This is a genomic window from Plantibacter sp. MMLR14_011 (assembly GCF_001865025.1).
Taxonomy (GTDB): domain Bacteria; phylum Actinomycetota; class Actinomycetes; order Actinomycetales; family Microbacteriaceae; genus Plantibacter; species Plantibacter flavus_A.
Genome location: NZ_MJGW01000028.1, coordinates 158,450 through 182,886, shown reverse-complemented (window position 1 = coordinate 182,886; position 24,437 = coordinate 158,450). Strand labels below are relative to the sequence as shown.

The window sequence follows — 24,437 nt, the reverse complement described above, 5'->3', positions numbered from 1 at the left end:
ATGACCATCACCCGAAAGGAACCGGCCACCGTCACCTCGACGATGCCCGATGTCCGTGGTCACGGGCGCACGCGCGGCCGCGGACGCGACGGGAAGCCGACGAACTTCTTCGGTATCGCCATCCGGATGCCGTTCTGGATCTTCACCGCGGCGCTCGCCGTGATCTTCCTCTACCCGCTCGTCTGGACCGCCGTCCGCTCGGTGTCGCCGCTCGCCGGTACGAACCAGACCGAGGGGTGGGGGCTCGGCAACTACATCACCCTCGCCGGGTACCAGGACGGCATCCTGCAGTACATCGGCAACTCCGTGTTCGTCTCGTTGCTGACCGTGATCCTCACGCTCGTCATCTCGCTGTTCGGCGGGTACGCGTTCGCGAGGTTCCAGTTCCGCGGCAAGAACGCCCTGTTCCTCGCCACCATCGCGATCCTGATGGTCCCGTACGCGACGCTGCTCATCCCGCTCTACGTGCTGCTCAACCTGGTCGGGCTCTCCAACTCGCTCGTCGGCGTGGCGCTCGTGCTCACCATGTTCCAGCTGCCGTTCTCGACCTTCATGATGCGGATCGCGTTCGAGTCGATCCCGAAGGAGCTCGACGAGGCCGCGATGGTCGACGGCTGCACGTCCTGGAGCGTGCTGTGGAAGGTCCTCGTGCCGGCCGTGAAGCCGGGGCTGATCACGGTCGGCCTGTTCGCGTTCCTCGCGGCGTGGAACGACTTCATGGCGCCACTCATCCTCATCAACGACTCGGCGAAGATGACCCTGCCGCTCGCGGTCTCGAACCTGCGCGGCCAGGTCCAGGGCGTCGTCGACTACGGCGCGACCGAAGCCGGCGTCGTGGTCCTCGCGCTGCCGTGCATCCTCCTCTTCCTCATCCTCCAACGTCACTACGTGCGCGGCTTCATGTCCGGCGCCTTCAAGGGGTAACCATGAGCACCACCACCACCACCAGCACCACGCCCACTACGCCAACGACGTCGGTGACCGTCGCAGCCCCGGTCGTCCCCACCACCGGCGCGCTCACGCCGCTCGGCCTCGACGAGGTGCGCATCACCGACGGCTTCTGGGCCGACCGCCAGCAGGTCAACGGCACGGCGACGCTGCCGCACGTCGAGCACTGGCTCGAGCGGGAGGGGTGGCTCCGCAACTTCGACCTCGCCGCCGCCGGGACCCTTCCGGAGGGGCGCCGCGGACGCGAGTTCGCCGACTCCGAGGTCTACAAGTACCTCGAGGCCGTCGCGTGGGAGCTCGGACGGCTCGGCGGTGACGAAGCGCTCGAGTCGCGGTTCCGCGCGATCGTCGACCGGGTCGCCGCCGCGCAGGAGGCCGACGGGTACGTGAACACCCGCTTCGGTCGCCCGGGTCAGGGTGAGCGCTGGTCGGATCTCGAGTGGGGGCACGAGCTGTACTGCCTCGGCCACCTCTTCCAGGCGGCCGTCGCCCGGGAGCGGACGAGCCCGGGCTCCGACGACGGGCTCCTCGGGATCGCGACGCGGGCTGCGGACCTCATCTGCGAGGTCTTCGGCACCGACGGCATCCAGTCGGTGTGCGGGCACGCCGAGGTCGAGGTGGGGCTCGCCGAGCTGTCACGGGTGACGGGCGAGCCGCGCTACCTCGAACTCGCGTCGCTGTTCGTCGAGCGTCGCGGCACCGGCGTGCTCCAGGACATCGAGTGGGGCCGCGCGTATTTCCAGGACGACGTGCCGATCCGCGAGGCGGAGGCGTTGCGGGGCCATGCGGTCCGCGCGAACTACCTCGCGGCCGGTGCCACCGACATCGCGGTCGAGCACGGCGACGACGGCCTGCTCGACGCGCTCCGCGGCCAGTGGGGCCGGACGATCGCGCGCCGCACCTACCTGACCGGCGGTCAAGGATCGCACCACCAGGACGAGGCGTTCGGCGAGGACTTCGAGCTGCCGTCCGACCGCGCGTACTCCGAGACCTGTGCGGGCATCGCATCGATCATGTTCAGTTGGCGGCTGCTGCTCGAAGACCGCGACGTCCGCTACGCCGACCACATCGAGCGCGTCCTGTACAACGTCGTCGCGACCTCGCCGTCGGCCGCCGGCACCGCGTTCTTCTACGCCAACACCCTGCACCAGCGCACGCCGGGGGAGTCGAGTCCGGACGACGAGGTGTCGCCGCGGGCGTCGTCCTCCGAGCGTGCGCCGTGGTTCGACGTGTCGTGCTGTCCACCGAATGTGGCCCGGACGCTCGCGAGCCTGGCGGCGTTCGTCGCCACGAGCGACGACCGCGGCGTGCAGATCCACCAGTTCGCGTCGGCGACGATCGACACGGTCATCGACGGCGAGCACGGAGGGCGCTTCCGTGCGGAACTCGCGACGGACTATCCGCGATCCGGCGTCGTCACCGTGCGCATCGTGGAGGCGCCGAGCGCACCGGTGACCGTCTCGCTGCGCGTGCCGTCGTGGGCTGATGACGCGGTGGTGACCGTCCGACCCGTCGACGGTGCCTCCGTGGATCGTGCCGTCACCCCTGGTTACGCCGACGTCGAGCGGTCCTTCGTCCCCGGTGACGTCGTGGAGCTGACGTTCAGCGTCCGTCCGCGGGTCACCCTGCCGGATCCTCGCGTGGACGCCATCCGTGGCAGCGTCGCGATCGAGCGCGGACCCGAGGTCTACTGCGTCGAGTCGGTGGACCTCCCGGGCGGTGACGAGACGATCGCCCGCATCGAGGTGGGGGAGGGTGTCGTCCCCGTCGAGGACGCGGACGGTCGGCTGTCGATCGAGCTGCGCACCCGGAGTCTCGCCGACACCGCCTGGCCGTACGGCGACGCCTTCGTCGCGACGGGAGCCGACGAGACGTTCACCGCGAGCATCGCGCCGTACCATTCCTGGGCCGAGCGCGGGCCGTCCACGATGCGTGTCTGGATCCCGATCGCCCGGGCGTGAGGGCGGAGCGCGTCATACTGGTGTCTCGTCGACCAGCGATCCGGAAGCAGCCATGACGTATCCTCCGAACCCTCAGGTCCCTTCTGGCCAGCCGCCGTATGGCCAGGCACCCTACGGCCAGGCGCCGTACGGCCAGGCGCCGTACGGCCAGGCGCCGCACGGCCAGCCGCAGTGGGTCGCGCCCCCGCCCCGGGGCGCCAGCTCGCCGGACGACCTGACGCTGCCGCTCTACGGGGCGACGTTCCGTCAGGCGACCAAGCGGTTCTTCAAGCAGTACGCGAACTTCTCGGGTCGTGCATCGCTCAGTGAGTACTGGTGGAGTTCGCTGCTGACGACGCTCCTGATGCTCGTCCCGACGCTGCTGATCACCGTCGGCGCGATCATGACCGCTGTCTCCGCGGCAGCGGCCGCTGCAGAGGAGCGAGACCTGTCGGGGAGCGGATACGACTTCGCGGACCCTGGGCCCATGGGGTTCGGCGTGCGCGTCCTGCTCATCGCCGGCGTCGTGCTGCTGCTCGTCGCCTGGGTGGCGCTCATCGTGCCGAGTCTGGCGATCGCCTGGCGGCGCCTGCACGATGCAGGGTTCCCCGGCCCCTACTACTTCCTCACCCTCGTGCCGTCGGTCGGGAGCATCATCGTCCTCGTCCTCATGCTGCTGCCGTCGAAGCCCGAGGGGCAGCGCTTCGATCGCCCCTCATAGGTGTCGTCCGGACGCTGAGGTCGCAGGAGACGCGATTCACTGCGGTAGTGCGGCGACCTTCCGCAGCAGGACCTCACGCTCGCGGTCGTTCGCTGCGAGGTGCGCGGCGGTCAGGAGGTCCGAGCGCGCCTCCTCGTCGTCGTCCTCCGCGCCGGTGCCGGTCCTGCCGGCGCCGGTCATGTCCGTCTCGCGCCGGTCGTGCTCAGGCCGGGTCGACCGACGGCTTCGCCACACCTTCCTGCGCCCGCCACTCCTTCTCCTTCTGGAGGTACTCGTTGTCGGCGTGGTCGGCGAAGTCCGTCTCGTCGGTCACGCGGCGCACCTCGATCTTGTTGCCGGGGCCGAGCGGAGCGCGGCTCGCCCATTCGATGGCCTCCTCGCGCGTGGCGACCTCGATGGTCCAGAACCCGTTGAAGAGCTCGTGGAGTTCGCCGTAGGGGCCGTCGGTGACGATCGGCGCCTCGGTCGTGAACTCGACGACGGCACCCTGCGCGGCATCGGTGAGGCCGTCACCGCCGACCATCACGCCGGCGTCGATCATCGACTCGTTGTAGGCGCCCATCGCGTTGATGACCGCTTCGAAGTCCATGTCCTCGAGTTTCTCGACGGACTCACTGTTGCGCATGATGAGCATGTATCTCGACATCGTCTTCTCCTGTCGTCGGGGGCGCCGATCGCCCGCCTCACTCTGACGTCGAACGGCGAACTCGGAGATCGACATCGCGGTCAGAATATCCTCGGCGGGTGCCCGACGGGGAGGGTGAACGGAGCGCGGCGATCAGGTGTCCGGCCGGAGAACAGCGGCGGACGGAGGTCGACGTTCACAGCCCAGGCAACAACTGTGGGTCGATACTGGGTCCATGGCAACTGAGATCGACCACGAAGAGATCATCCGTCAGCTCACCGCGAAGTTGAGCGAGAAGTACTCGGGGGTCGATTCCGCTCGGATCGGTGAGCTCGTGCGCGAAGAGGTCAGCGCGCTCGCTGAGCGTCCGGTCCAGGATTACGTGACCGTCCTCGCCGAGCGTGCGGTCAAGAAGTCGCTCAAGCGCTCCGAGAAGTAGCGGTCCCGGCCCGAGTCGGACTACGGCCGGTGGGGTCTGCTCGTCAGCGCCTCGATCGCGACCACGATGACGATGCAGACGACGAGCAGGGTGAACACGTTCGGGTTCAGGGTCAGCGCATAGACGACGACGGCGACCAGGACCAGGACACCGATGATGACGATCGCACGGCGTGGTGATCTCCGCCTCGTCCGGTCCAGGTCTGCCATGGTGCCCCCTCGCTGATGGTCGGTCGAATCTCCAGACTATGAGTGCCCGGCCACCCGCGCGTCCAGTCTCAGTCGGTAGACTCACCTCGGGTACTTTTGTCGACGAGTCGACAGAAGCGGTTCCGTGCCGTGTGAGACAGGTGGGGAAGCGCCCGTCGGTGCCCGCCCGAAGCTACGAAGGAGTACCCATGAGCGCACCGTCCGTGCAGCTGTACACCGTCCGCGACGCCATCGCCGAGGACCTGCAGGGCGCCGTCGCCCGCATCGCCGAGATCGGTTTCACGAAGGTCGAACCTTATGCGTTCGTCGAGCGTGCGGCCGAGTTCGAGACCGCCTTCGCCGCCGCCGGCGTCACGGCCCCGTCCGGCCACGCGCCCGTCATCGACGCCGCCGACCCGGCGGTCGCGTTCGATGCGGCGTCGCGGCTCGGGGTCGGGACGGTCATCGACCCGTTCATCCCCACCGACCGCTGGCAGACCGCCGACGACGCGGCACGTCTCGCCGAGCGCGTCAACGAGCTCGCCGTCCAGGCGGCGGCGTCCGGCCTGAAGTTCGGCTACCACAACCACAACTGGGAGTTCTCGACCCACGTCGACGGGCGCCCGATCTTCGAGCTCTTCGTCGAGCAGCTGTCGCCCGAGGTCGTCCTCGAGATCGACACCTTCTGGTCGACGGTCGGTGGAGCGGACACCCCGGCGTTCCTCCGTTCGCTCGGGGACCGCGTGCAGTTCCTGCACATCAAGGACGGCATCATCTCCGGTGACATCGCCACCGCGCTGCCGAGCAGCGAGAGCGCGCTCGTCGTGCCCGACGCGCTCGCCCAGGCGTTCGCGAACCAGCAGCCCGCGGGTCAGGGCCAGGTCGACATCCCGGCGATCCTCGCCGCCGCACCGCACGCGACCCGCGTCGTGGAGTTCGACGGCTACAGCAAGGAGATCTTCGGCGGCGTCGCCGAGTCCTACGCCTGGCTCGCCGAGCACGACAAGTAGGCGCGCAGCACCTCGACAGGCTCGGTGGCCCGCGGGGATGCGTGTTCTAGGCGTGGACGAGTGTTCGGGGCACTTCGACAAGCTCAGTGACCGAGACACCCGTTCCCTGAGCCTGTCGAAGGGCCCACGGTGTGGCGTGTTCTGGGCGTGGAGGTGTGTTCGGGGCACTTCGACAAGCTCAGTGACCGGGGTCGGTTCGGCGGCCGGCACTCAGAACGGCGGGACCGCGTCCGGTTCCGTGCGGTGTCGCCTGCCGTCGGGTGTGGTCCACTCGAGGACGCCATCGGGTCGATGGTCGAGCGACCACCCGGGCAGATGCTTCAGTCGGTGGTGATGTCGGCAGACGCACGCCAGATTGCCGACACTCGTCGTGCCTCCCTCGGCCCAGGCGACGGAGTGGTCGAGATCGCAGGCCCGAGCCCGTCTCCCGCAACCCGGCGCGCGACAGGTGACGTCGCGGAGGCGGACCGCTCGCTGCAGATCTGCCGGCACGCGGTACTGCTGCCGCCCGACGGAGACGACCGCACTCGTCTCCGGGTGCGTGAGCACCCTCGTCATCGAGGGGGCGTTGACCGCGAGCCGCGCCGCGGTCTCGGCGTCGATCGGGCCGTAGCCGTCGAGGGTCGCCGGGGCCTCGCTCAGCCCCAGGAGGCTGAGCACGGGCACGGTGAGGTTCACCGTGGGCTGGATGTCGTCGAGCACCTCCACCGGCCGGGCGATCGGTGAGCGCCGGCCCTCGGGGTCGGTCTGGTCGGCCGAGGTGGTACCGCTGATGCAGAGCGAGCCGAGCGCGTCGGCGCGCAGCTGCTGACAGGTGCGGTCGTCGTCCGTCAGGTGGGCGGCACCGACGAGCGCGTCGAGGCGTTCTCCGATCGCGACGGCGACGGGCGCCGTGGTGAACAGATGAACCCACGCCATGCCGTCTGCTGCAGGCTCGATCTCCACCCGACGGTCGGCCTCGGACCGGGCCGCCCGCACGGTGATGGACTCCGGGTGCAGTCGCTCGCGGAGGGTGCGGGCCTGGTGCTGCAGTCGTGCGACGGTGGACTGCTCCGCGATGGAGAGGACCGTTTCGAGGAACGCGGCTCGCCCGTGCACCGGGATGTCTTGGAGTTGGTCGGTGATGGTCCGCGCGTGCCGGCTCGAGATGCGACCGTCTTCCAGCGCACGGAGGACGGCCGGGGCATCGGCGACGAGCCGTTCGGCATCGCCGGTGGCTCGGTGCAGGGTCTGCTCGGAGGCACGCGTCGCCATGGCGAGCGTCGCACAGGTGGAACGACGGATGAGCGCCTTCCGCTGTGCGGGCGTCTCGTCGTGCGACACGAGGCTGTCCGCCATGGCGTCGGCCAGGGCTGCCGACCTCGCGAGGAGACGAGCCTCCCGGGCGTCGAGTGCTGCACGCTCGCGCGCGATGCCGGCGAACTCGTCGGACAATTGCGCGAGGCGCTCTTCGAAGACGTCCACCGCGCGCACCGGGAGGGTGGTGGAGGTCTCGGTCATGACTCCAGTCCACCACGGACCACTGACATTCGAGATGGTCAGTGACGAGGCCCCGACGGATTCGACGAGCGGTCGGGATGTGGAGCGGGGTCGCACTTCGACAGGCTCAGTGACCGGGTGTGTGGCTCAGTGACCGGGACCCCGGTCCCTGAGCTTGTCGACGGGTGTGATTGTGAACGGGAATCCGGTCCCCGAGCCTGTCGACGGGCGCCCGAGCCCGCTCCTCGCTCAGCCGCCGAGCGGGGTCCGGATCACGCGGAACGCACCCGCCGGGATGACCACCGCACCCGAGACCACCGGCTCGCCCGTCAGGAGCTCGACCGCACCGGTCGTCGTGAGCTGCGCATCCTCGTCGCCATGGTTGATCGCGATCGTGAACGACGCCTCCTCGCCCCAGCGGGTCACGATCTCCAGCCCGAGCGGCGGTACCGGCGGCGCGTCGACGGCTGCCTGCTCCAAGGCTTCGGACAGCAGCTCCGACAGTCCGGCCTCGTCGAGCTTCGTGGAGACGTACCAGGCGGTGCCGGCGCCGAACCGGTTGCGGGTCACCGCGGGCTGACCGGCGGCGGGGCCGGTGACGTAGCCCGACACGGCCCCGGCTCCCTCGAGCACGATGTCGTCGCTCCAGCTCGAGCCGGTCCGTCCGTCGTCCAGCTGGACGGTCTCTCCCTCGTGCAACGGCAGGAACTCCGGGACCGAGAGGCCCAGCACCCGACGAAACGCTCCCGGTGCGCCACCCTCCCAGACGGCGTCGTGCTCGTCGACGACGCCCGAGAAGTACGACACGACGAAGGCGCCGCCGCCCTCGACATACGCGGTGAGGTTCTCGGAGGTCTCGCGGTCCGCCAGGTACAACGACGGGGCGAGGACGAGGCGGTAGCCGCTCAGGTCGTCGTGCGGGTGCACGAAGTCGACGGTGACGCCAGCCCGCCAGAGGGCGGCGTAATAGGCCTCGACACGCTCGCGATGGTCGAGCTCGACCGACGGGCGCCACTCGAGGTCCTGGGCCCAGAACGACTGCACGTCCCAGAGGATCGCGACCTCGCTGCGCACCCGGGAGCCCACCAGCTCGTCCAGTTTGCCGAGGTCATGACCGAGAGCCATGACCTCACGCCAGATACGACTCTCCGTGCCGGCATGGGGGAGCATCGCCGAGTGGAACTTCTCCGCGCCGTACCGCGAGGCGCGGAACTGGAAGTAGAGGATCGCGTCGGCCCCGCGGGCCAGGTGGCTGGCGCTGTTGCGGGCGAGTTCGCCCGCGCGCTTCGCGATGTTGCGCGGCTGCCAGTTCACCGCCGAGGTGGAGTGCTCCATGAGGATCCACGGGTCGCCGCCGGCGAGCGAGCGGGTGAGGTCCGAGTCGAGCGCGAGCAGGATGTGGTTGTCCTCCCGCTCCGCGACGAGGTAGTAGTCGTTGGCGACGATGTCGACCTCGCGGCTCCAGGCCCAGTAGTCGATCGAGCGACAGTTCGTGGCCATGAAGTTCGTCGTCACCGGGGTCTCCGGTGCGTACCGCTTGATGATGTCGCGCTCGGCGACGTAGCACTCAAGCAGGATGTCCGAGGTGTAGCGGGCGAAGTCGAGTCGCTGCGTCTGGTTGACGACGGAGGCCGAGACGCGCGGTGCGTCGATCTCGTCCCAATCGCCGTAGTCCTGCCCCCAGAAGCGGGTGCCCCAGGCGGCGTTGAGTGCTTCGATCGAGCCGTAGCGCCGCTGCAACCACGCCCGGAAGGCGAGCACCGAGCCGTCGGAGTAGTCCTCGCTGATCGGTGCGCCGTACTCGTTGTGCACGTGCCAGAGGACGACGGCCGGGTGTGATCCGTAGCGGGCGGCGAGCTGCTCGGTGATCGCGGCTGCGGCGCGACGGTAGGCGGGGGAGCTGGGGCTCGCGATGCCGCGTGAGCCGTGGCCGAGCCGCAGTCCCTCGCGGGTGACCGGGTGAGCCTCGGGGTGGCGCTTCCAGAACCAGGCCGGTGGCACCGTCGTCGGTGTCGCGAGGTCGACCGAGATGCCGGCCTCGTGCAGCAGACCGATGATGTCGTCGAGGAAGCTGAAGTCGTATTCGCCCTCGCGCGGTTCGAGGACCGCCCAGGAGAAGATCCCGACGCTCACGAGGTCGACACCGGCCGCCTGCATGAGGGCGATGTCCTCGAGCCAGGTCTCCCGCGGCCATTGCTCGGGGTTGTAGTCGCCGCCGTAGCGGAGGCCGGTGGTGCCGGGGATCCAGGTGGCCCGTGCGGTGAGCGGGTCGAGCTCGATGGTCATGCTGCGTCTCCTGTGACTCAGTGGGCCGAGAGCGAATCCATTCGATCGCCTGGCTGTGTGCGCTCCCAGTTCTATCACAGACTCGTGCGACACATTTCGAAGGATTTTCGATGTTGACAACGTGAAACGGTTGTGAATAACTGTAACCGCTCACAGGTACAACGACGTTCTCCATCGAAGCGTCGCTGCCCCGCACCAGAGCGCCCCAGCTTTCGACAAGGAGGACGAATGCGCAGCACGCTTCGCCACATCGGCATCGCCACGGTCGCCACGACGGCCCTACTGCTCTCCGGATGCTCGGCATCCTCGGGCGGCACGGAGTCCGGCCCCGTCAAACTCACCTACTGGGCCTGGGCGCCCAACCTCGAGCAGGTCGTGGAGCTGTGGAACGAGGACCACCCCGACATCCAGGTGGTCGTGCAGAAGCAGGACGGCGGCGACCCCGCCATCACCAAGCTGCTCACGGCCATCAAGGCCGGCAGTGGCGCTCCCGACCTCATCCAGGCCGAGTACCAGAAGATCCCGACGCTCGTGGCGTCCGACGCGCTCGCCGACATCTCGAAGCAGGGCGCAGCCGATCTCAAGGACGACTTCTCCGACGGCGTGTGGAACTCGGTCACGCTCGGTGGCGATGCGGTCTACGCCGTCCCGCAGGACTCCGGCCCCATGATGGCCTACTACCGCACCGACATCCTCGACAGCCTCGGCCTCAGCGTGCCGACGACGTGGGACGAGTACGCACAGGTCGCCCGGGCCGTCCACCAGGCCGACCCGACGAAGTACCTCGGCACCTTCTCCGCGAACGACGCCGGCTGGTTCGCCGGACTCGCGCAGCAGGCGGGTGCTTCGTGGTGGTCGATCGACGGCGACAGCTGGGGAGTCGACATCGACGCCGGCCCGACCGAGCAGGTCGCCTCGTACTGGGGCGGACTCGTCGAGGAGGGCGCGATCGACAACAAGCCGATGTACACGCCCGAGTGGAACGCCGGGCTGAACGACGGTTCGCAGGTCGGTTGGATCTCCTCCGTCTGGGCACCCGGCGTCCTCGGCGGCAACGCCCCCGACACGGCCGGCAAGTGGACCGCGGCCGAGCTGCCGCAGTGGGACGCCTCGAAGCCCTCCAACGGCAACTGGGGTGGGTCGTCCACCGCGGTGACGACTCAGTCGAAGCACGCCGAAGCCGCGGTCGAATTCGCCACCTGGTTGAACACCGACCCGAAGGCCGTCGCCGCGCTCGCCGACGTGTCCGGGGTCTACCCGGCCGCGACGAAGGTCGCCGCCGACGCCCTGAAGACGTCGCCCGAGTTCTTCAGCCAGCAGAGCGACTTCTACGACATCGCGTCGAAGGCCTCCGAGACCGTCGCGCCGTTCACCTACGGCCCGAACGTCAACGTCGCCTTCAGCGCCTACAACGACGAGTTCGCGAAGGCGGCCGAGGCGAAGACCGCGCAGGCGTTCTCCGACGCCGTCGCCGCGATGCAGTCCATCACCATCGACGACCTGAAGAAGAGCGGCTTCTCGGTCAAGTAGTCCCACGGGGCCGGCTCATCGAGCCGGCCCCGCTCCCCGCCCTCGACCCAAGGAATCGGCATGGCTGCACCATCCGCGCTGGACACGATCCGGCCCACCCAGGATCCACCGACGGGCTCGCGCCCGCCGGCCCGATCGCGCAAGAACCTGAAGAGTCGGGTGCTCATCCCGTACGCGATGCTCGCCCCCGGCATCATCCTGTTCCTGGTGTTCATGGCGGCGCCCATCGTCTACACGCTGTTCCTGAGCTTCCAGAAGAAGCAGGTCACGGGGCTCGGCCTCGGCTCCGGCGCGCGCACGACCGCCTTCGCGGGCTTCGAGAACTACCTCGGCGCTTTCAACGACCCGGAGTTCGCGGCGAGTGTCGGACGAGTGCTGCTGTACGGCCTCATCCTCATCCCGTGCATGCTCGGACTCGCCCTGCTCTTCGCCCTGCTGCTCGACTCCCGTCGTACCCGGGCGGTCTCGTTCTCGCGCATCTCGATCTTCCTGCCATACGCGGTGCCCGCGGTGATCAGCTCGCTGCTCTGGGGCTTCCTCTACCTCCCGGCTGTGAGCCCCTTCTACGCGATCTTCGACAGCCTCGGCTGGGACGCCCCGGAGATCCTGTCCTCGGGGACCATCATCTTCGGCATCGCGAACATCGCGCTCTGGGGTGGCGTCGGCTTCAACATGATCGTCATCTACACCTCGCTGAAGGCCGTGCCGAGTGAGATCTACGAGGCCGCCCGCATCGACGGCGCGAGCGAGATCCAGATCGCACTGCGGATCAAGATCCCGATCGTCGCCCCAGCGCTCGTCATGACGGCCCTGTTCTCGATGGTCGCCACCCTGCAGGTGTTCGCCGAGCCGACGACGTTGCGGCCACTCACGAACAGCCTCTCCACGAGCTGGTCGCCGCTCATGCTCGTCTACCGCGACGCGTTCACCCGTGACGACATCTACTCGGCCGCCGCGACCTCGATCATCATCGCCGTCGCCACCTTCATCGTCTCCTTCCTCTTCCTCCGGGTCGTGCAGAAGCGAGCCTTCGGTCAGGAGGACTGACACCATGACCACGCTTCGACTCGACCGACCCGCCGGTGCGCGACGCCGCGAACGCGCCGGCAGCACGACCATGCGCTCCGACCGGCCCAGCGGCATCTCGACGGGCATCCTCATCCTCGGCGCGATCTACTGCCTCTTCCCCGTCTTCTGGGTGCTCATGGCCTCCACGAAGAGCAGCGGCGAACTGTTCTCCACCTTCACCCTCGTGCCGAGCACCCATCTGTTCGACAACATCGTCGAGCTGACCCAGTACCGCGACGGACTCTTCTGGCGCTGGATGGTGAACACCGCGCTCTACGCGGGCATCGGCGCCATCGCCTCCACCTGGGTCTCCGCGATCTCGGGCTACGTGCTCGCCAAGTTCGACTTCCCGGGCAAGCGCACCGTCTTCAGCATCCTGCTCATGGGCGTGCTCGTGCCGGGGGTCATCCTCGCGATCCCGCAGTACTTCCTGCTGGCGAACGTCGGGCTGACGAACACCTTCTGGGGTGTGCTCCTGCCGCAGATCATCAGCCCGTACGGCATCTACCTCGCCCGCATCTACGCGGCCGCAGCGGTGCCGACCGACGTCATCGAGGCGGCCAGGACGGAGGGCGCGGGCGAGTTCCGCATCTTCGGACGCATCGCGATGCCGATGATGTTGCCCGGACTCGTGACGATCTTCCTGTTCCAGTTCGTCGCCATCTGGAACAACTTCATGCTGCCGTACATCATGCTCGGCGACGACTCGCTGTTCCCGATCACCGTCGGCCTCAACGGGCTGCTCAACCAGGGCGCCTCCGCCCCCGCGCTGTACACCCTCGTGATCACGGGTGCCCTGCTCGCCATCGTGCCGCTCATCCTGATCTTCCTCATCCTGCAGCGCTTCTGGCGGGTGGACCTCGCGGCCGGTGCCGTGAAGGCGTGAGCCGCCGTGGCCCGCGCGGTGGCAGCAGAACGTGCCGCCGTCGTGCGCGAAGCCTCAGCACTAGGCTGACGGGATGACCACCGTCCCGTCCCGTCGGCGCCCGACGATCGACGACGTCGCGGAGGCCGCCGGTGTCTCCCGCGGCACGGTGTCGCGGGTGCTGAACGGCGGGCGTTGGGTCAGCCAGGACGCGAAGGCGGCGGTGGACGCGGCGATCCGGAAGACCGGCTACCGCGTGAACCCGCACGCGCGGAGCCTCGCGACGAACCGCACCGGATCGGTCGCGTTCCTCCTCACCGAGGACCACCAGCTGCTCTTCGAGGACCCGAACTTCTCGATGCTGCTGACGGGGGCCGCGCAGGCGCTCGCCGAACGGCAGCTGTCGCTCGTGCTCATCATGGCGGGCAGTGCTGCCGAGCAGGAGCGGGCTCTCGCCTACATCGAGGCGGGTCACGTCGACGGCGTGCTGCTCGTCTCGGCGCACAGCGGACAGCGGCTCATCAGCGACATCGTGGACTCGAAGGTCCCGGCCATCGCGTGCGGCATCCCGCTCGGGTTCCAGAAGCGCCTCGGGTACGTGGCCGCGGACGACCTCGAGGGCGCCCGAGAGATGGTCGCGCACCTGCGTGGGCTCGGCCGGACGCGGATCGCGACGATCGCCGGACCCGAGGACACCCCGGGCGGCGTCACACGGCTCGAGGGCTACCGGCTCGAACTCGGCGAGGCGTACGACGACCGGCTCGTCCGGCACGGCGACTACGGCCGCGCGAGTGGTGAGGCGGCGATGCGCGAGCTACTCGAGGCCGACCCGACGATCGACGCCGTCTTCGTGGCCAACGACCGCATGGCCGCCGGCGCCATCGACGCTCTGCGAACCGCCGGCCGACGCGTGCCGGAGGACGTCGCCGTCGGCGGCTTCGACGACTCGAGCATCGCGGTCGGCACCGACCCGGCCCTCACGACGATGCGTCAGCCGTTCGAGCGGATCAGCGCCGAGATGGTGCGACTGCTCCTCCAGGTCATCGAGGGCGAGCGGCCCGCGGCGATCACGCTCCCGACGGAACTCGTGGTCCGCGACTCGGCGTAGCGCGGGCGGCGTTCCGGTCCCTGCACTTCGACAAGCTCAGTGACCGAGTGGGGCTCGGTGACCGAGTGGGGCTCGGTGACCGGGGTGCGGGCGTGCGCAACCCCACGACGATCCTCCGGCGCTCGGTCAGGATGGAACCATGAGCGACCAGTCCGACACCACCACCCAGCCCGATCCCGACACCGTACCCGGCATCCCGGACGCGGAGTCGCTGGAACCGACGAAGCGCACCATCGCGATCCTGGGTGCCAATGGCGACCTGGCCAAGCGGCTCCTGATCCCCGGCCTCGGCGAGGTCGTCGACGCCGCACGCGACATCTCGCTACAGATCATCGGTGCCGCCCGCACGCCGCAGCCGAACGAGGAGTGGCGTGCGACCGTCCGCGCCAGCCTCGAGGACGCCGGGATCGGGGCCCGGACCGTCGACGCGCTGGTGTCGACGACGGAGTTCATCCCGACCGACGCCTCCGACCCCGACGAACTGCGTGCACTGCTCGACGCCTGCACCGGCTCACCGATCCTCTACATCGCGCTCCCGCCGTCCGCCGGGCGCAAGGTCGCCGAGGCGCTCGCGCAGATCGACCTGCCCGACGACCTCCTCATCGCCATCGAGAAGCCCTTCGGCGACGACCTCGCCGACGCCCAGGCGCTCAACGCGGCGCTCGCCGACGTCGTGCCGGAGGAGCGTCTGTGGCGCATCGACCACTTCCTCGGCAACGCGACCGTCCTCGGGATGCTCGGCCTCCGCTTCGGCAACCGACTCCTCGAGGCGGGCTGGAACGCGGAACAGATCGAGAAGGTGGAGATCCTCTACGACGAGGAGCTGGGGCTCGAGGGTCGTGCGGCGTTCTACGACCAGACCGGCGCGCTCCGCGACATGCTGCAGAGCCACCTGCTGATGGTCCTCGCGCTCACCGCGATGGAGCGGCCGGACGCGGTGACGCCGACCGACGTCCACGACCGCATCGCCGAGGTCCTCGGCGCCGTCCGGCTGTGGAAGGACGACCCGTCGACCGCCCGTCGCGCCCGGTACACCGAGGGTCGGGTCGGCGACCGGCTCTTCCCCTCCTATGTGGACGAGCCCGACGTCGACGCCTCCCGTGAGACGGAGACGCTCGCACAGCTCCTGCTCCAGGTCGACACCCCGCGCTGGCAGGGGGTGCCGTTCGTCCTGCGCTCCGGCAAGGGGATCGGCGGCCCGCGCCGCGAGGTCGCCGTCCACTTCCGCCGCTCGGCCGCGCCGACGGGGCTCGACGCTCCCGACGGACACGCCGACACCGTCCTCCGGATGTCACTCAAGGGCGGTGCGGTGCACCTCGACCTCATCGTGACCGGGGCCGATGACGTCGACGGCCTGCGCCGGGTCGAGCTCGAGGCGGACCCTGGTGCCGCGACCCTGAGCGCCTACGCGCAGGTGCTCGCCGGCCTCCTGCAGGAGAACACGCTGCTGTCGGTGCGCGGCGACATCGCCGAGCAGTGCTGGCGCATCGTCACCCCGGTCGTCACCGCCTGGGCCGCCGGCGAGACGCCGCTCGAGGAGTACGAGGCGGGGAGCGCCGGTCCGACGGACTGGTGACCGGGCTCTGACGCACTGCTGACCGCCTGACACGAAACGACCCGCGCCGAATGATCGGCGCGGGTCGTTTCGTACAGTGGGCGGTTACGCCGACGGCTTCAGGACGACCTTGATGCAGCCGTCCTCCTTCTTCTGGAAGGTCTCGTACATCGCCGGAGCCTCGGCGAGCGGCACGCGGTGGGTCGCGAGGTCGAGCACGCCGAGCGGGTCGGTGCTGTCCTCGACGAGGGGGAGCAGCGTCGGGATCCAGCGGGCGACGTTGCACTGACCCATCCGGAGCGACACCTGCTTGTCGAACATCGACTTCATCGGCATGATGTCCGCCTCACCGGCGTAGACGCCGCTCAGGGACACGACGCCGCCACGGCGGACGAGCTCGAGCGCGGTGTGCAGGGCGGCGAGCCGGTCGATGCCGGCGTGCTCCATGGCCGGTCGCGCGAGCGCGTCGGGCAGCACGCCGACGGCCGTCTGTGCCGCAGCCGCGATCGGTGACCCATGGGCCTCCATGCCGACGGCGTCGACGACCCCGTCCGGGCCGCGTCCACCGGTGGCGTCGCGGAGCTCCGCGACCAGGTCGTCCGAGAGGTCGAGGGCACGGATGCCGTGGCGCTCGGCGAGGGCACGGCGCTCCGGCACCGGGTCCACGGCGAAGACCTCGAGACCGCGGTGCTTGGCGATGCGAGCCGCGAGCTGGCCGACCGGGCCCAGGCCGAGCACGGTGATCGAGCCGCCGTCCGGCACCCCGGCGTATTCGACGCCCTGCCAGGCGGTCGGGAGGATGTCACTCAGGTAGAGGTAGGACTCGTCGGGCAGGTCGCGACCGACGACGATGCAGTTCGCGTCTGCGAGCCGGACCTGCAGGAACTCGGCCTGTCCGCCCGGCACCTGGCCGTAGAGCTTCGTGTAGCCGTACAGGGAGGCGCCGCTGCCGTGCTCCTTCACCTGGGTCGTCTCGCACTGCGACTGCAGCCCGTTGCGACACATGAAGCACTCGCCGCACGCGATGGTGAAGGGGATGACGACCCGGTCGCCGACCGCGACGCGGGTGACCTCGGAGCCGACGGCCTCGACGACACCCATCGTCTCGTGGCCGAGGACGTCACCGCGGTCGAGGAACGGGCCGAACAGTTCGTAGAGGTGGAGGTCGGAGCCGCAGATGGCCGCCGAGGTGACACGGATGATCGCATCGGTGGGGGCGGTGATCGCGGGGTCCGGGACGGTCTCGACCGACACCGACCGGCGACCCTGGTACGTGAGTGCGCGCATGGATGCTCCTTCGTCGTTGTCCGTCCACCCTGCGCCTCCCTGGCGTCGGGCGACTGGGGGTGGACGTCTCGTCGGAGGGCTGATACGAGCTCAGCGTGCCGCGTCGGCGGCCACGCGCTGGAGACTGGCGAGCACCGACCGGACCGCGGACCGCGCCATCGCCTCCGGTCTGGCCAGGACGTCGACGTGCCGGGCGAGGACCGCGCCGGCGACCGGTCGGAGGATCATGCCGTCGACGGCCAACGGCGCCGCCGTGGTGCGCGGCATGACGGCGATCGCAGCTCCGGTGCGGACCACCTGGGCGGCGACCGAGAACTCGTTGATGCGGTGGTCGATCCGCGGCGCCCGTCCGCTCAGAGCGCCCAAATGGTGGAGGACGCCGGCGAGCGGGAACCCTTCGTGCGTCGAGATCCAGCGTTCGTCCCGCAGATCTTCCGGCCGTACCTCCGATTGTGCGGCCAGCGGATGCGTCTCGTGCATCGCGATGTCCAGGGGCTCGACGAGCAGCGGCGTCACGACGAGGCGGTCGAGCGGCCACGCCGGCTCGTGCGGGAGGCGGTGGGCGATGACGAGGTCGTAGTCGGCGGTGAGACCGGCGAAGCGGTCCTGCGCGACGTCGGCGTCGGCGAGGAGGAGCCGCGGAACCGGACCGGTCGCATCGACTCCGGGGACGGGACCGCCCGCGAGCAGCGGTCCCAAGAACGCCAGCCCAGCGCTGTGGAACGCGGAGACGCTCACGGGGCGCTGCTCGTGCTGGAGGAAGGAGTCCACGGCGTCCCTGGCCTCGGCGAGTGCCTCCTCCACGCGCGCGGCGGCGATGGCGAGGGCTTCGCCGGCCTCGGTGAGGACGAGTCGACGCCCGTGCTTCTCGGTGAGGGGCACCGGCATGGTGGCCTGCAGCGCGGCGAGCTGTTGCGACACGGCCGAGGCGCTGACGTGCATGGCCGCGGCGACCGCAGCGACGCTCCCGCGGTCGCCGAGTTCGCGGAGGAGCCGGAGGCGGGCAGGATCCATAAGTGATTCCTTCATCGTCGATCCAGACACTGGCCGTTGTTCTGTCGTGTCCGTCTCCTGGAGAGTAGCGGCATGGCTCGCCGCGCACCCTCCGAACTCATCGTCGACGTGTTGCTCGTCGGGGTCGCAGCGGTCTGGGGCGCCAGCTTCCTCGCGGCGAAGGACCTCGCGGCCGTCACCGGTGTGCCGGCCGCGGTCGCCCTGCGCTTCCTGGCGGCGGTGATCGCCATCGGGCTCATCTGCCTCGTGCGGCGGGAGCGCCTGCCGCGCGGACGGGGCCTGCTGATCGCGGCGGCACTCGGCTGCTCGCAGGCCGCGATCATCGGCCTCGAGACGTGGGGCGTACACCTGACCTCGGCGACGAACGCCGGGCTGCTCATCAGCCTCGCGCTCGTCATGACGCCGGTGCTCGACGGTGTCGCCTCGCGGTCCTGGCTCCCGAGGTCCTACTTCGTCGCCGCGGTCGCAGCCGTGGTCGGTGTCGCGCTGCTCGTGTCGGACGGCGGCCTCCGCGCACCCACCGCGGGTGACGCGCTCGTGATCGCCGCCGCCGTCGTCCGCGCGGTGCACGTGACGTCGAGCGCGCACCTGACCCGAGGCCGCACCGACAGCACGCTCGGCGTGGTCTTCGTCCAGATGCTCGTGTGCGCCGGCGCGTTCAGCCTCATCGCCGGTGACGGGCTCGCCGCGGCCGTCACCCGGCTCGACGTGCGCGGATGGCTGGACGTGCTGTTCCTCGGCCTCCTGTGCTCCGTGTTCGCCTTCGTCGTCCAGCTGTGGGCGGTGCGGCGGACCTCGGCCTCGCGCGCGAGCATCCTCATGGGGACGGAACCCGTCTGGGCGCTCCTCGTCGGCGTGCTCATCGCGGGGGAGGTGATCGGCCCGCTCGGTGTGCTCGGTGCGGCGCTGATCATCGTGGCGAGCTATGTCGGCCAGGCGATCGAACGTCGCCACCGTGCGCGGACGACCGGCACGGCACCCACGGCGCAGCAGGAGCCGGCGCCCGTCTGACGGGGTCTACAGCGTGGTCGCCGAGCCGGTGAACGGCGTTCCCAGCGGTGCTGTGTCCTCGATCCGGCAGGCGCGGACGTCGATCTCATGGATCGGTGTCCCCTCCCTCGACGTCGCGAGCACCCCGCGGATCGCATCGCCGACGAGGCGGAGGGTCGCCGGCACCGGAGCGCCGTCGGTCACGCCGATGGTCACGCCGATCGTCAGCGCACCGTCTGCTTCGCGACCGACGGCCACCTTCGCGGGTTCCTCGTCGTCAGGACCGACCGCATCGGCGACGGTCCGCAGGACCACACGGATCGGCGACCCGGTCGCGTAGACCGTGGTGACCCCCGGTGTCGCTGCGACGACGGCGGTGAGCTGCTGCGAGAGTGCGGCATCGGTGTCCATCAGGAGTCCTCCGGCCGGGCGACGCGCTGCGTGTGGATGTCGATGATCGTGACGTCGACGGCGACCACGTTGAGTTCGGTGTGCGTGGAGAGTTCCGCGACGACGCAATCCCGGATGAGCTGCGACAGTCGTTCGAGGTTGTTGCCGAACGCGGCCGAGGCGGTGATCGCCACCGTGATGGGCGCGTCCAGGGTCGTCACATCGCCGTCGAGGCGGACGCGACCGACGATGACCCCGCCGACGCTGTCACCCACCCCGCGGATCAGGGTGCGGACCGAACCTTCCGTGATGCGCAGGTGCACCTCGGGGTCCGGATGCCTGAGCGGGATGTCCCGACCGGCGTGCGCCTCGAGCGAGATGTTCTGGAGCACCGCGTGCATCCAGGAGCGGTCCTGCTCGGAGTGCGTCGCGGCCTCCGACTTGAGCAGCGCCCAGGTCTGGGTGCGCAGCCGGAGGAGGGCGTCGAGGGCGAGTTGGCAGCCGGGGGAGGCTTCGATGTCGGGGTCGAGGGGCTCGCGGCCGCTGTCGAGGTAGTCGGAGAGCTCGTCGATGGTGTGCCCGTCGAGGTCGGCGCCGGCCAGGCCGTCGAGCATGGACTCGTCGTCGTCGTTCATCGCCACACCTCCATCTCCCGCAGGACGGTCTGTCTGGCCCGCGCGAGCTGACCGCGCACCGTCGACGCCGGGACCCCGAGCGACTCGGCGATCTCGACGTACGACAGCCCGCCCGTCTCCTTGAGCATCCAGCACTCACGCTGCATGGCGGGGAGTCGGTCCAGGACCGAAGCGAGGGCGCTCATCTGCATGCGCACCTCGACGACCCGTTCCGGGGATTGATGGGACGGGGCGGGTGCATTCCAATCCTCGATCTCGCTGTGCTCGCGGCGGCGCCTGATGCGGTCGATCGCCCGGTTCGAGACCATGCGCATCAGCCAGGACTTCACCGCGTTCGGGTCGTTCAGCCGGTCCAGCTGACCCCAAGCCTGGATGAGGACGTCCTGTACGACGTCCTCCGCCTCCGACTGGTTGCCCAGCACGCGGACGGCGTAGGCGCGCATGAGGGAACCGTGCCGGAAGACGAGGACTTCGAAGGCGGTGACGTCTCCGTCGGCCGCGCGCTCGGCGAGGATGCCGTCCGAGAGGACCTCGAGCGAGCGCTTCACGGTGTGGCTAGAGGACGGCGAACGCGGTGAAGGCGACGGCGGTCGCGGACACGATCGCGGACGCGGCGACCGTGGCGACGTACGGAAACTGGAGCGTCTTCGCCGGGCCGTTCTCCACCGCCTCCTTGGCACGGAGCAGGGAGACGAAGACCCCGAGGTCCTTACCGGTGCTCGAGGCGGCGACGAAGCGGCCGTCCCGGAACTCGACCATGCCGGCGTACTCGCCGTCGATCGAGGCGACCCAGAGGGTCGCGTCCGGCTCAGCCCAGGCGACCGTGGTCGTCGTGCCTCGCTCCAACACCGTGCTCATGACTTCTCCTTGCTCAACTGTCGTGTTGTTAGAGAATCTAGCGATTCATGCGTCTGCATGTACCCCACTTGACATTGCGATTCGGACTCCGCTAGACAAACTCGTTACGAGAACCACTACTGTTGAACTTCATGACCGCCCAAGCCGTTGAAGCGCAGCATTACTGGTACGAGCAGGACGAGCACGAGCGCGGCCGCCACATCCTCGAAGCCATGCGGCTGTACCGCGCGGCGGAGGCCGCCATGCGTCGTCGCACGCGCGACGAGATGCACATGGGCGAGAACGATCTGCTGGCCCTGCGCTTCATGTTGCGGGCCAAGCAGGAGCACCGGTTGGTCAGTCCGACCGATCTGGGTGCCTACCTCGGCATCAAGACCTCGTCGGTCACGGTCATGCTCGACCGCCTGGAAGCGGCGGGTCACGTCGTCCGGCAGCCGAGTGAGACCGACCGCCGTCGCGTCACGGTCTCGACCACCGACTTCGCCGACGCCGAGGTCCGCAAGACGCTCAGTCACATGCACCACCGCATGATGGAGGCCACCACCGGGATCGACCCCGAGATGGCGGCCGGCATCGTCGACTTCCTCGACCGCATGCGCGAGGCCGTCGACTCGATCGATCGCACCGAGCCCGAGGGGCAGCCGCAGCACTGAACGGTGGCGCCGAGCCGTCGATGAGCCGGCAGGCCACTCGGCCGGCTCCACCTGGCCTCATGTGAAACAGCGAGGCGGGCCGCACGGTCTGATCCGTGTGACCCGCCTCCGAATGTCTTCGACGATTTCGACCGCGCGCTGCGGGCCCTCCAGGCACCGCTCGAGCCGACTCTCAGAAGTCCCCGACCTTCGATGATCCGATGGTAATCGAGCACGTGTCGGACGGCCGATGCTTGAACGGTCGGATCGCTTGTGCTACTCGCGGTCGTTCCGGTTGCCGCGCCTCAGTTGTCGGCGGCCAGCTCCGGGTAGTCGGTCTCCGGCATGAGTTCGAGCCCCGCCGGCGTGTAGGTGCGGTCGAGCATGGCCTGCAACCAGGCGCGGTTGAGCGAGACCGGGCGGGAACCGGTGAACCGGAAGACGATGGGGACGCCGGTCTCGATCCAGATCGCGTAGCGGCCCGAGCCGTGTGCGGGGTCGATGGTCCACGAGAGGAGGAACGCCTCACCCTTGCGGAGCTTGGAGACGACGACCATCTGCACGTGGGCGAGGGTCCGGTCCTCGAGTTCGAGTGCTTCGTTCCCGTATCGCAGCGTTCCCATGTTCCCCAGCCCCCTGTCCCTGTGTGCGGTGGATCACCGCGCCGACAATTCTGGCAGTTCCCGTCCACGGGCTGCGAACCCGAGGGGTGGGAGTGCCGGTCAGTCGGCGTCGAGGACGGCGTCGAGGAGGCCCGGGAACCGGGTGTCGAGGTCGTCGCGCCGCAGGGTGAGTGTGCGGTGGCGACCGTTCGGCTCGTTCCTGATGACGCCGGCCTCGCGGAGCACCTTCATGAGGTGGGACTTCGTCGACTTCGGGATCGTGGGGTCGAGGGCGGTGCAGTTCGCAGCGTCCATCGGGCCGTCCCGCAGCTGCCGCACCATCTCGAGCCGGTCGGGATCGCTGAGCGCGAAGAGCACGGCCGGCAGCTCGATCGCCTCGCGGTCGGGGTGCGTGAGATCGGCGGGTGCAGGCATGGTTCGATAATAGTTGAACAATCCGCGGAAAGCGCGTATCGTCCAATCGTTCGACATTTTTGGAACCAAAGGATGCCCACCCGTGCAGACGACGACCCCGTCACCCCCGACCCGACCCGTGCCCTCCGCGGCCGCCGGCGCGGCGGTGCTGCCTCGCCGTCGCTTCGGCTTCGTCCTCGCGGGGCTCGGCAGCACGCTCATGCTCGCCGGCGCCAGCGCTCCGTCACCGTTCTACCCGGAGCTCCAGGAGCGGCTCGGCATCGGCCCGATCGGCGTCACCATCGCCTTCTCGGCCTACGCGCTCGCCCTGCTGGTCGCACTCCTCACGATCGGTTCGGTCTCGGACCATCTCGGACGCCGCCCGGTGATCACCGCAGGGTTCGTCGTGCTCGCCGCGAGCATGCTGCTGCTGTGGCACGTCGACTCCGGCGCGCTGCTGTACCTCGCGCGCGTGCTCCAAGGTCTTGCCAGCGGGGCGCTGCTCTCGACTCTGTCGGCGACCATCATCGATCTGGCCCCGCCCGAGCGACCACGGGCGGCGACCCTCCTGAACGCCATCGCGCCGATGATCGGTCTCGCCTCCGGCACGATCCTCGCGGGCGTCCTCCTGCAGACGGTCGCCGATCCGTCGAGCTGGACGTTCCTGCCGCTGGCGGTCGCCTACCTGCTCATCGCGGTGTCCATCTGGATCGTGCCGGAGACCTCCGCCCGCGCTCCCGGATGGGCCCGTGCCATCCGACCACGCGCAGCCGTCCCCGTCGACGCCCGACGGTTGTTCGTCGTGAGCATCCCGATCGTCCTCGGCGGGTGGGCGACCGGCGGCCTGTTCCTCTCCCTCGGGCCGAGCATCATGCACACGGAGCTCGGCGTGGACGGCCAGCTCGGCGGGGCACTGCTCATCGGGCTGCTGCCGGCCGCGGGGGCCGTCGCCGCCGCGGTGCTGCACCGTCGCCGACCCGTCGTCGCGGCCGTCTACGGCGCCTCCGCACTGTCCGCCGGGACCGTGCTCCTGCTCGTCGCCCTGATCCTCGGGTCGCTCCCGATCGCGGTGGTCGCCGTCGTGATCGCCGGAACCGGGTTCGGCACGGCGTTCATGGGCACGATCGCCTCACTCGTCCCGCTCGCGCCCGCCGACGAACGCGCGGAGCTGTTCGCCGCGCTGTACATCGTCGCCTACCTGTCCTTCGGGGTCCCGGCCGTCATCGCGGGTCTCCTCGCCTCGGCCATCGGGCTCCACGCCACGGTCCTCGGCTACGGCACGGTCGTCGCGATCGCCGCGGGCACGGCCGCCGTGGTGCGTGCTCGTTCAGCCCGCTGACGGCCCCTCGGCGAGGCGATCGAGGAGGGTCGACGCTCGGTAGGGGATGACCTCGATGAGCGAGACCTTCGTGTTCGTCCGGACCACGCCCGGAGCCGCGAGTAGCACGCCGGCGATGCGGTGCAGGTCCTCCGTGTCGTGCGCGACGACCTTCGCGAAGAGGTCGGCGTCTCCGGTGGTCGCGTGCACCTCGACGATCTCCGGGATCGACTCGAGGGCCGCGTAGGCCTCGTTCGCGAGGTCCTGCCGGATGGAGATCTCGATGAACGCGGTGAGCGGGTAGCCCAGCGCCGACAGTCGCACCCGGCGACTCGGAGCGCCAAGTGCGCCGCTCGTCTCGAGTCGGCGCAGGCGAGCGTGGACGGTGTTCCTCGCGATGCCGAGGGAGCGTGCAAGGGCGAGCGCTGTCATGGACGGGTCGTCGTCGAGCGCGGTCAGGATGCGCGCGTCGAGGTGGTCGATGGTCGCGGGATGAGGCATATTGCTCACTCTCAGGCTGGGAATCGAGCACGAT

At 69.5% G+C, this 24,437-nt stretch carries 27 protein-coding genes; 13 read left to right on the top strand and 14 right to left on the bottom strand.

Features of this window, described 5'->3' with window-relative positions:
• Genes BIU99_RS12105 through BIU99_RS12095 form a run of 3 tightly spaced genes read left to right on the top strand, consistent with a single transcriptional unit; the run spans position 1 to position 3,609 of the window.
• Positions 1-924: a carbohydrate ABC transporter permease gene (locus BIU99_RS12105; protein ID WP_371263800.1), complete on the top strand. Its 924-nt coding sequence runs from the start codon at positions 1-3 to the stop codon at positions 922-924.
• Between the two features lie 2 nt (positions 925-926).
• Positions 927-2,909, top strand: a complete 1,983-nt coding sequence (locus BIU99_RS12100) for a glycoside hydrolase family 127 protein (protein ID WP_071261411.1) — start codon at positions 927-929, stop codon at positions 2,907-2,909.
• Between the two features lie 52 nt (positions 2,910-2,961).
• Positions 2,962-3,609: a DUF805 domain-containing protein gene (locus tag BIU99_RS12095; protein ID WP_083397321.1), complete on the top strand. Its 648-nt coding sequence runs from the start codon at positions 2,962-2,964 to the stop codon at positions 3,607-3,609.
• 36 nt (positions 3,610-3,645) lie between these two features.
• On the opposite strand, the gene BIU99_RS19965 is transcribed toward BIU99_RS12095, so the two are convergent.
• Entirely contained in the window at positions 3,646-3,789 is a 144-nt protein-coding gene (locus BIU99_RS19965; RefSeq protein WP_153303341.1) for a hypothetical protein, read from the bottom strand.
• Positions 3,790-3,811: 22 nt separating this feature from the next.
• Positions 3,812-4,255: a YciI family protein gene (locus tag BIU99_RS12090; RefSeq protein ID WP_064295980.1), complete on the bottom strand. Its 444-nt coding sequence runs from the start codon at positions 4,253-4,255 to the stop codon at positions 3,812-3,814.
• A 214-nt stretch (positions 4,256-4,469) separates the two neighbouring features.
• On the opposite strand from BIU99_RS12090, the gene BIU99_RS12085 reads away from it, so the two are divergent.
• Positions 4,470-4,673, top strand: a complete 204-nt coding sequence (locus BIU99_RS12085; protein ID WP_064295795.1) for a three-helix bundle dimerization domain-containing protein — start codon at positions 4,470-4,472, stop codon at positions 4,671-4,673.
• A gap of 20 nt (positions 4,674-4,693) precedes the next feature.
• On the opposite strand, the gene BIU99_RS12080 is transcribed toward BIU99_RS12085, so the two are convergent.
• Positions 4,694-4,882 (bottom strand): hypothetical protein, encoded by a 189-nt coding sequence (locus tag BIU99_RS12080; protein ID WP_064295796.1) that lies wholly within the window; start codon positions 4,880-4,882, stop codon positions 4,694-4,696.
• 188 nt (positions 4,883-5,070) lie between these two features.
• Here BIU99_RS12080 and BIU99_RS12075 point away from each other — a divergent pair, with 188 nt between their 5' ends.
• Positions 5,071-5,871 (top strand): sugar phosphate isomerase/epimerase, encoded by an 801-nt coding sequence (locus BIU99_RS12075; RefSeq protein WP_071261410.1) that lies wholly within the window; start codon positions 5,071-5,073, stop codon positions 5,869-5,871.
• 210 nt (positions 5,872-6,081) lie between these two features.
• On the opposite strand, the gene BIU99_RS12070 is transcribed toward BIU99_RS12075, so the two are convergent.
• Positions 6,082-7,371, bottom strand: a complete 1,290-nt coding sequence (locus BIU99_RS12070) for an HNH endonuclease signature motif containing protein (protein WP_071261409.1) — start codon at positions 7,369-7,371, stop codon at positions 6,082-6,084.
• Between the two features lie 228 nt (positions 7,372-7,599).
• Positions 7,600-9,636, bottom strand: a complete 2,037-nt coding sequence (locus BIU99_RS12065) for a beta-galactosidase (RefSeq protein WP_071261408.1) — start codon at positions 9,634-9,636, stop codon at positions 7,600-7,602.
• Positions 9,637-9,864: 228 nt separating this feature from the next.
• Here BIU99_RS12065 and BIU99_RS12060 point away from each other — a divergent pair, with 228 nt between their 5' ends.
• From BIU99_RS12060 to BIU99_RS12040, 5 genes are all read left to right on the top strand, one after another.
• Positions 9,865-11,166 (top strand): ABC transporter substrate-binding protein, encoded by a 1,302-nt coding sequence (locus BIU99_RS12060; protein WP_064295800.1) that lies wholly within the window; start codon positions 9,865-9,867, stop codon positions 11,164-11,166.
• A gap of 60 nt (positions 11,167-11,226) precedes the next feature.
• Complete coding sequence (locus BIU99_RS12055; protein ID WP_079000704.1) at positions 11,227-12,213, top strand: carbohydrate ABC transporter permease; 987 nt, start codon at positions 11,227-11,229, stop codon at positions 12,211-12,213.
• Positions 12,214-12,217: 4 nt separating this feature from the next.
• Positions 12,218-13,120 carry a carbohydrate ABC transporter permease gene (locus tag BIU99_RS12050; protein ID WP_079000706.1) on the top strand — a complete coding sequence of 301 codons (903 nt, stop codon included), beginning with the start codon at positions 12,218-12,220 and terminating at the stop codon, positions 13,118-13,120.
• Between the two features lie 73 nt (positions 13,121-13,193).
• Positions 13,194-14,207 carry a LacI family DNA-binding transcriptional regulator gene (locus BIU99_RS12045; RefSeq protein WP_071261407.1) on the top strand — a complete coding sequence of 338 codons (1,014 nt, stop codon included), beginning with the start codon at positions 13,194-13,196 and terminating at the stop codon, positions 14,205-14,207.
• Between the two features lie 139 nt (positions 14,208-14,346).
• Positions 14,347-15,783: a glucose-6-phosphate dehydrogenase gene (locus BIU99_RS12040; RefSeq protein WP_083397320.1), complete on the top strand. Its 1,437-nt coding sequence runs from the start codon at positions 14,347-14,349 to the stop codon at positions 15,781-15,783.
• A gap of 84 nt (positions 15,784-15,867) precedes the next feature.
• Here BIU99_RS12040 and BIU99_RS12035 read toward each other — a convergent pair whose 3' ends face one another.
• Together BIU99_RS12035 and BIU99_RS12030 are read right to left on the bottom strand one after the other, a co-directional pair.
• A complete protein-coding gene (locus BIU99_RS12035) occupies positions 15,868-17,049 on the bottom strand; it encodes an alcohol dehydrogenase catalytic domain-containing protein (RefSeq protein ID WP_071261406.1) in 1,182 nt (393 codons plus the stop codon).
• A gap of 90 nt (positions 17,050-17,139) precedes the next feature.
• Entirely contained in the window at positions 17,140-18,063 is a 924-nt protein-coding gene (locus BIU99_RS12030) for a LysR family transcriptional regulator (protein ID WP_071261405.1), read from the bottom strand.
• A 72-nt stretch (positions 18,064-18,135) separates the two neighbouring features.
• Between BIU99_RS12030 and BIU99_RS12025 the strand changes: the two genes are divergently transcribed.
• Positions 18,136-19,074 (top strand): DMT family transporter, encoded by a 939-nt coding sequence (locus BIU99_RS12025; protein WP_064295804.1) that lies wholly within the window; start codon positions 18,136-18,138, stop codon positions 19,072-19,074.
• Between the two features lie 6 nt (positions 19,075-19,080).
• Here BIU99_RS12025 and BIU99_RS12020 read toward each other — a convergent pair whose 3' ends face one another.
• The 4 genes from BIU99_RS12020 to BIU99_RS12005 are packed head-to-tail and all read right to left on the bottom strand — an operon-like array spanning position 19,081 to position 20,936.
• Positions 19,081-19,464, bottom strand: a complete 384-nt coding sequence (locus BIU99_RS12020; RefSeq protein WP_064295805.1) for a hypothetical protein — start codon at positions 19,462-19,464, stop codon at positions 19,081-19,083.
• Positions 19,464-20,078, bottom strand: coding sequence for a hypothetical protein (locus BIU99_RS12015; RefSeq protein WP_071261525.1), 615 nt, complete (start codon positions 20,076-20,078; stop codon positions 19,464-19,466). Before BIU99_RS12015 ends, BIU99_RS12020 begins: the two co-directional genes overlap by 1 nt.
• Entirely contained in the window at positions 20,075-20,626 is a 552-nt protein-coding gene (locus tag BIU99_RS12010; protein WP_064295806.1) for an RNA polymerase sigma factor, read from the bottom strand. The genes BIU99_RS12015 and BIU99_RS12010 overlap by 4 nt, the downstream gene beginning before the upstream one ends.
• A 7-nt stretch (positions 20,627-20,633) precedes the next feature.
• The gene (locus tag BIU99_RS12005; RefSeq protein ID WP_071261404.1) at positions 20,634-20,936 is read right to left on the bottom strand and encodes a hypothetical protein; all 303 of its coding nucleotides are present in this window, start codon (positions 20,934-20,936) and stop codon (positions 20,634-20,636) included.
• Positions 20,937-21,067: 131 nt separating this feature from the next.
• Here BIU99_RS12005 and BIU99_RS12000 point away from each other — a divergent pair, with 131 nt between their 5' ends.
• Complete coding sequence (locus BIU99_RS12000; protein WP_064295985.1) at positions 21,068-21,589, top strand: MarR family winged helix-turn-helix transcriptional regulator; 522 nt, start codon at positions 21,068-21,070, stop codon at positions 21,587-21,589.
• A gap of 284 nt (positions 21,590-21,873) precedes the next feature.
• Here BIU99_RS12000 and BIU99_RS11995 read toward each other — a convergent pair whose 3' ends face one another.
• Both BIU99_RS11995 and BIU99_RS11990 read right to left on the bottom strand, forming a co-directional pair.
• On the bottom strand, positions 21,874-22,191 hold the full coding sequence (locus tag BIU99_RS11995; protein ID WP_064295808.1) for a hypothetical protein: 318 nt from the start codon (positions 22,189-22,191) through the stop codon (positions 21,874-21,876).
• 99 nt (positions 22,192-22,290) lie between these two features.
• Positions 22,291-22,605 carry a helix-turn-helix transcriptional regulator gene (locus BIU99_RS11990; protein WP_064295809.1) on the bottom strand — a complete coding sequence of 105 codons (315 nt, stop codon included), beginning with the start codon at positions 22,603-22,605 and terminating at the stop codon, positions 22,291-22,293.
• A gap of 82 nt (positions 22,606-22,687) precedes the next feature.
• Here BIU99_RS11990 and BIU99_RS11985 point away from each other — a divergent pair, with 82 nt between their 5' ends.
• Positions 22,688-23,923: an MFS transporter gene (locus tag BIU99_RS11985; protein WP_217634994.1), complete on the top strand. Its 1,236-nt coding sequence runs from the start codon at positions 22,688-22,690 to the stop codon at positions 23,921-23,923.
• Here the strand turns inward: BIU99_RS11985 and BIU99_RS11980 are convergent.
• A complete protein-coding gene (locus tag BIU99_RS11980; protein WP_071261403.1) occupies positions 23,912-24,403 on the bottom strand; it encodes an Lrp/AsnC family transcriptional regulator in 492 nt (163 codons plus the stop codon). The genes BIU99_RS11985 and BIU99_RS11980 overlap by 12 nt on opposite strands.
• Positions 24,404-24,437 lie beyond the last annotated feature (34 nt).

Coding starts and splice junctions, on each gene's coding strand:
- BIU99_RS12105 (WP_371263800.1), top strand. CDS start 1: ATGACCATCACCCGAAAGGAACCGGCCACCGTCACCTCGACGATGCCC.
- BIU99_RS12100 (WP_071261411.1), top strand. CDS start 927: ATGAGCACCACCACCACCACCAGCACCACGCCCACTACGCCAACGACG.
- BIU99_RS12095 (WP_083397321.1), top strand. CDS start 2,962: ATGACGTATCCTCCGAACCCTCAGGTCCCTTCTGGCCAGCCGCCGTAT.
- BIU99_RS19965 (WP_153303341.1), bottom strand. CDS start 3,789: ATGACCGGCGCCGGCAGGACCGGCACCGGCGCGGAGGACGACGACGAG.
- BIU99_RS12090 (WP_064295980.1), bottom strand. CDS start 4,255: ATGTCGAGATACATGCTCATCATGCGCAACAGTGAGTCCGTCGAGAAA.
- BIU99_RS12085 (WP_064295795.1), top strand. CDS start 4,470: ATGGCAACTGAGATCGACCACGAAGAGATCATCCGTCAGCTCACCGCG.
- BIU99_RS12080 (WP_064295796.1), bottom strand. CDS start 4,882: ATGGCAGACCTGGACCGGACGAGGCGGAGATCACCACGCCGTGCGATC.
- BIU99_RS12075 (WP_071261410.1), top strand. CDS start 5,071: ATGAGCGCACCGTCCGTGCAGCTGTACACCGTCCGCGACGCCATCGCC.
- BIU99_RS12070 (WP_071261409.1), bottom strand. CDS start 7,371: ATGACCGAGACCTCCACCACCCTCCCGGTGCGCGCGGTGGACGTCTTC.
- BIU99_RS12065 (WP_071261408.1), bottom strand. CDS start 9,636: ATGACCATCGAGCTCGACCCGCTCACCGCACGGGCCACCTGGATCCCC.
- BIU99_RS12060 (WP_064295800.1), top strand. CDS start 9,865: ATGCGCAGCACGCTTCGCCACATCGGCATCGCCACGGTCGCCACGACG.
- BIU99_RS12055 (WP_079000704.1), top strand. CDS start 11,227: ATGGCTGCACCATCCGCGCTGGACACGATCCGGCCCACCCAGGATCCA.
- BIU99_RS12050 (WP_079000706.1), top strand. CDS start 12,218: ATGACCACGCTTCGACTCGACCGACCCGCCGGTGCGCGACGCCGCGAA.
- BIU99_RS12045 (WP_071261407.1), top strand. CDS start 13,194: ATGACCACCGTCCCGTCCCGTCGGCGCCCGACGATCGACGACGTCGCG.
- BIU99_RS12040 (WP_083397320.1), top strand. CDS start 14,347: ATGAGCGACCAGTCCGACACCACCACCCAGCCCGATCCCGACACCGTA.
- BIU99_RS12035 (WP_071261406.1), bottom strand. CDS start 17,049: ATGCGCGCACTCACGTACCAGGGTCGCCGGTCGGTGTCGGTCGAGACC.
- BIU99_RS12030 (WP_071261405.1), bottom strand. CDS start 18,063: ATGGATCCTGCCCGCCTCCGGCTCCTCCGCGAACTCGGCGACCGCGGG.
- BIU99_RS12025 (WP_064295804.1), top strand. CDS start 18,136: ATGGCTCGCCGCGCACCCTCCGAACTCATCGTCGACGTGTTGCTCGTC.
- BIU99_RS12020 (WP_064295805.1), bottom strand. CDS start 19,464: ATGGACACCGATGCCGCACTCTCGCAGCAGCTCACCGCCGTCGTCGCA.
- BIU99_RS12015 (WP_071261525.1), bottom strand. CDS start 20,078: ATGAACGACGACGACGAGTCCATGCTCGACGGCCTGGCCGGCGCCGAC.
- BIU99_RS12005 (WP_071261404.1), bottom strand. CDS start 20,936: ATGAGCACGGTGTTGGAGCGAGGCACGACGACCACGGTCGCCTGGGCT.
- BIU99_RS12000 (WP_064295985.1), top strand. CDS start 21,068: ATGACCGCCCAAGCCGTTGAAGCGCAGCATTACTGGTACGAGCAGGAC.
- BIU99_RS11995 (WP_064295808.1), bottom strand. CDS start 22,191: ATGGGAACGCTGCGATACGGGAACGAAGCACTCGAACTCGAGGACCGG.
- BIU99_RS11990 (WP_064295809.1), bottom strand. CDS start 22,605: ATGCCTGCACCCGCCGATCTCACGCACCCCGACCGCGAGGCGATCGAG.
- BIU99_RS11980 (WP_071261403.1), bottom strand. CDS start 24,403: ATGCCTCATCCCGCGACCATCGACCACCTCGACGCGCGCATCCTGACC.